Raw genomic sequence first — 3599 nt, 5'->3', positions numbered from 1 at the left:
GTGTCTCCAGGCAAAAAGAGGCCCGGCGTACCGGGCAAAAGGGATAACGGAGCAGTGCTATCGCACCCAATAGCCAGCTCATAACTGGCTATCAGTTGCGTCAGGCAGCAGGGGTTGGGTATGGGAGCCACTCTTCGATTCGAACGTCTTCATGCTCAATGCCTTCGATCTGGAAAATCCACTGCCACTTTCCTGTGGGGCCGGAAACGCTCTGCCATTCAGCCCGCCAGGCAATAAGCACGCCCTCACCATTGAGATCGTTAACCAAAACCTGTTCATGTGTTTCTGGAAGACGTTCGGCGCATTTGATCCATGACATATCGGTGCTGAGCAAAGGGGAAATTCGTGAGAGAAGCGTTTTCTGCGCCTCCTCAATAGTCACCGGCTCGCCGGGGCTGGCAAAAATAGCAAAGAAGTCACTTATTTCTGACTCAACGAGTTGTTTCATTGTTGCCATAATTACTCCTCATGCCGCACGCTGGGCACGCAGCTTCTTCAGGTGTTCTGCTGTTTCGATTTCTTCGTCGATCCGCTCAGCCTGTGCTTTGGTCAGTGGCTCGAATTCGTGTTGAAAGCGGCCCATGCTGGCGATGCAGGTGCGACCGTTGCGGATGTAGTGGATTACTTCGTGGGTAGAGCGGAGGATTTTGCAGGGCGCGCCATGTAGATCGGCGTACCAGGTGTTAGGCTGGATTATCCTGAACATTGGGCACCACCTTAAATTCAATTACCCAAACCCATGGGTTGGCCTTCCAACTTTCCTCGCCGTAGATTGATTCCCACAGGTACTTAAATGCGCCTGTTGCCGTTGGTCTTCCGGTCATATTGTGGTCTGCAATGCAGTCGTAACAGTCCTGTGAGTCAGCAAGTGCATCCATGTCGATTCCTTCCGCTTCTGCATCCGCTTCACTGATGCCATTCAAGCGCTCCACCCGCACGCCGGTAACTTCCAGCAGAATGCGACAGGCTGCGCGAGGCATGTGGATAGATGGTTTCCAGCACGAACGGCCATCTTCATAGCCATCGTCATCACCCCAGGTAAAATCCCCATCTGCTGCGTAGATAGCGTGACCAGTGTAGTAACCACTACCAAACGGCATTTCGTGAATGGCTGTGGCAGGACGGTCAGGGTTCCATGGCTGAATGCGACCGTCCTCATCCAGTTCATGACTCACTACTCCCCACGTTTCCCGTACCCAGATGCGATCGCCAACCAGACCGAATGGACAATTACTGGCAAGGCTGTGTCCTGGAATTGTAGGAACAGATTTCATGCTCCGGACCCATCCAGCACCGTATACCTCATAAAAACTACCATTGAGGACAGGCTGTACCTTCATGATCCTGCGTGTCTGCGTCTTCCGGCCGTCGAGGATGGCGCGCACCATCTCGCCGTTGAAAATCATTCCGCGCTCTTTCACTGGATCCCCCTCTGCTTATTCCTCAGTTCGATAACACCCTGGCAATCCGCGCATGTCTGGCAGCCGGGAACAGCAGCGCGCCGCGGCTCTGGAATTGGTTCGTCGCATTCTTCACAACGCTCAGCTGATACAGCGTTGCGGTTGAGGCGGTGAGCTGAAAGGGCAGCGTTACGCTGAAGCTCTTCAATCTCTGCTGCGGTGTCGATGATGTCGGCCATAATCACTCCTTACCGAGTGCTTTGTTGATGGCATGCAGCGCCTTCTTTCCGGCAGGTTCATCTTCGAGTCGCCAGTTACCGGCATCACCTGAATCAGCGAGCTGCTTATAGTTGTCGAACAGGGATTGAAGCGCTTCCAGTAAATCCGGCGCTGCGGCCATGAGCGTGCCGTTATCGTCTTCGGAACCATTAATCAGTAACTCAGCGAGAAGGCCACCATCACCGCGAATTGTTCCGGTCTCTTTGCTATATGACCAATTACCTTTAGTGCCTTTAAAATCTTCCATAGTCACTCCGCGAACTGTCGGTTAATTCGGTTGAAGGTGAACGCCAGCAATAAAAAAGGCCGCTTTAGCGACCTGGTTATTAGTGCCTTCATGCTTCACCGCCATTTTTTTCGGCTAGCACCAGCCTTCCATCGCATAGAGCGCGGACGATTTCCTGATACTCCCAGCCGAAGTACATGCTCTCGACGTAGACCCGCAGAGGAGGATAATCATGCTGTTTGCGGCGAATGAAAGCCTCCGCTGCTTCACGGGTAAAATGAGCGTTGATGTTCTGCCACTCTTTACGTGTACCGCAGACAGTGTGGCCGTCAAGGTCAGCCAGCACTTCCCACTGAGCATCTTCATCGAGATCGGTAAATGCAGTGTCGCACTGGTCAATGCAGAAGGCGTTTAACTCTTCCTGCTGTTGTTCATCCAGATCGTCCCAATACTCTTGAGGGCTGTCCCATTCGCATTCTTCGAAATGGACTATCTTCGATTCGCCGTACTCTTCTGCCAGGCCATAAATGGTTGCCTGCTTCTGAACCATGAAAATCGGATCGGCGGTGGCGTGACGATTAACACCATCGCCGCGATGGTGATACCTCAAGCGCTCAATGAAATCTGCGAATGTTTCCGGATTTAATTTCGCTCCGTCTGCTATCGAATTGCTCATGAATCAACTCCGAAGTGGCGATTAAGCCGCCCTGTGTATACGACGAACTCCAGGAGGCTAACTCCCAGAGCTTCTATTTTCTTGTGATGCTTGTTGATGATGGGAGGCACCGTTTCGTTCCAGTTAGGCTTTGGCTTCTTGCGCATGGCCTGCTGGATTTCCTCGGTGCAGCGGCGGCATGCGGCGCGGATGGCGTTGTCTGTTTCTGGCGTCATGCGGCCTCCCGGCGGGCGAGAAGTTTCGTCCCGAAAGCCATCAGCTCGTCCCGGTCCACAGTTGCGAAGTGGCAGTGTGTTCGCGGGTACGGTCGCCAGATGATAAGCATCGAACCTTTGTTATTTCCCGATACTGGCTTACCGGTGACCGGGTTGATAAATGCCAGCCGTCCGGCAGTGATGAAGCGAACCTCGCTGGCGGTCTGGATAGCCTCCTTAAACCAGCCAACCGAAGTGTCTGCCGGAACCAGCATGACCGTGCCGATCTGATTGTTGCTCTCGGCGGCGGCCTTCTTCACAAACGGCGTGATGTCGCTGTAAGGAGGATTCATCCAGACGTAGCCAGGCACATTCAGGTAATTAGCCCAGGGCGTTTCCAGCGTGTTTTGCTCAGCGGTGATGAACTTCCGGCACAGCGCGTTATGCGGTGCGGCGGCGGCATCCAGTTGAAAGCAAAACTCAGCATCAAGGGAAGCGAAAAGGGCTGGTGGTGTGCGCCAGAGGTCGCGCTGGTCAAGCGGTGTTTTACTACCGCCATAATTACCATTCAGCTTCTCGGCTGGCAGAGCTGCGGCGATGCGCTCACCAATCCAGCGCATAACCGGCACCGCCATGCTATTGCCGATGGCTTTATAGCGTGGCCCGTCCGGGCATTCATCAGCATCCTTCCCGCGCCAGCTGATCTTGGTGTGATTGTCAGGAAAGCCTTGAAGACGCTCGCATTCAATTGGAGTTAGGCGTCGGACCTCCATGTTTGGGGTCATTGTTGCAGCAGGTTGACCTCCTCCACTGGGTGATGGCAA

The 3599-nt window shown here is 53.8% G+C and carries 8 protein-coding genes and 1 pseudogene; all 9 read right to left on the bottom strand.

The features are described 5' to 3' along the window. Window positions 1–100: 100 nt before the first annotated feature. Window positions 101–457, bottom strand: coding sequence for a DUF551 domain-containing protein (locus HP459_RS21985; RefSeq protein ID WP_171936840.1), 357 nt, complete (start codon window positions 455–457; stop codon window positions 101–103). Between the two features lie 9 nt (window positions 458–466). After that, entirely contained in the window at window positions 467–706 is a 240-nt protein-coding gene (locus HP459_RS21980) for a DUF4222 domain-containing protein (protein WP_154849171.1), read from the bottom strand. Further along, window positions 684–1421 (bottom strand): hypothetical protein, encoded by a 738-nt coding sequence (locus HP459_RS21975; protein WP_059453065.1) that lies wholly within the window; start codon window positions 1419–1421, stop codon window positions 684–686. The genes HP459_RS21980 and HP459_RS21975 overlap by 23 nt, the downstream gene beginning before the upstream one ends. Further along, on the bottom strand, window positions 1418–1639 hold the full coding sequence (locus HP459_RS21970) for a TraR/DksA family transcriptional regulator (protein WP_171936839.1): 222 nt from the start codon (window positions 1637–1639) through the stop codon (window positions 1418–1420). The genes HP459_RS21975 and HP459_RS21970 overlap by 4 nt, the downstream gene beginning before the upstream one ends. Before the next feature lie 2 nt (window positions 1640–1641). Further along, window positions 1642–1926: a hypothetical protein gene (locus HP459_RS21965; RefSeq protein ID WP_074171145.1), complete on the bottom strand. Its 285-nt coding sequence runs from the start codon at window positions 1924–1926 to the stop codon at window positions 1642–1644. Window positions 1927–2014: 88 nt separating this feature from the next. After that, on the bottom strand, window positions 2015–2581 hold the full coding sequence (locus HP459_RS21960; protein WP_171936838.1) for a hypothetical protein: 567 nt from the start codon (window positions 2579–2581) through the stop codon (window positions 2015–2017). Beyond that, a complete protein-coding gene (locus HP459_RS21955) occupies window positions 2578–2796 on the bottom strand; it encodes a hypothetical protein (RefSeq protein ID WP_171936837.1) in 219 nt (72 codons plus the stop codon). The genes HP459_RS21960 and HP459_RS21955 overlap by 4 nt, the downstream gene beginning before the upstream one ends. Next, window positions 2793–3395: a phage N-6-adenine-methyltransferase gene (locus HP459_RS21950; RefSeq protein ID WP_253939670.1), complete on the bottom strand. Its 603-nt coding sequence runs from the start codon at window positions 3393–3395 to the stop codon at window positions 2793–2795. Before HP459_RS21950 ends, HP459_RS21955 begins: the two co-directional genes overlap by 4 nt. After that, window positions 3384–3548: pseudogene (locus HP459_RS23625) on the bottom strand (DNA cytosine methyltransferase); the annotation flags it as partial. The gene HP459_RS21950 and the pseudogene HP459_RS23625, both read right to left, overlap by 12 nt. Window positions 3549–3599: the final 51 nt, after the last annotated feature.

The sequence above is a fragment of the Enterobacter sp. CM29 genome (assembly GCF_013179605.1).
Taxonomy (GTDB): domain Bacteria; phylum Pseudomonadota; class Gammaproteobacteria; order Enterobacterales; family Enterobacteriaceae; genus Enterobacter; species Enterobacter intestinihominis.
The sequence above is the reverse complement of the archived record's forward strand: the minus strand, read 5'-3'. Positions and strand labels throughout refer to the sequence as shown.

What these genes read in the sequence shown, in the direction of transcription:
- HP459_RS21985 (WP_171936840.1), bottom strand. Translation starts at nt 457, where the DNA reads ATGGCAACAATGAAACAACTCGTTGAGTCAGAAATAAGTGACTTCTTT.
- HP459_RS21980 (WP_154849171.1), bottom strand. Translation starts at nt 706, where the DNA reads ATGTTCAGGATAATCCAGCCTAACACCTGGTACGCCGATCTACATGGC.
- HP459_RS21970 (WP_171936839.1), bottom strand. Translation starts at nt 1,639, where the DNA reads ATGGCCGACATCATCGACACCGCAGCAGAGATTGAAGAGCTTCAGCGT.
- HP459_RS21965 (WP_074171145.1), bottom strand. Translation starts at nt 1,926, where the DNA reads ATGGAAGATTTTAAAGGCACTAAAGGTAATTGGTCATATAGCAAAGAG.
- HP459_RS21960 (WP_171936838.1), bottom strand. Translation starts at nt 2,581, where the DNA reads ATGAGCAATTCGATAGCAGACGGAGCGAAATTAAATCCGGAAACATTC.
- HP459_RS21955 (WP_171936837.1), bottom strand. Translation starts at nt 2,796, where the DNA reads ATGACGCCAGAAACAGACAACGCCATCCGCGCCGCATGCCGCCGCTGC.
- HP459_RS21950 (WP_253939670.1), bottom strand. Translation starts at nt 3,395, where the DNA reads ATGCGCTGGATTGGTGAGCGCATCGCCGCAGCTCTGCCAGCCGAGAAG.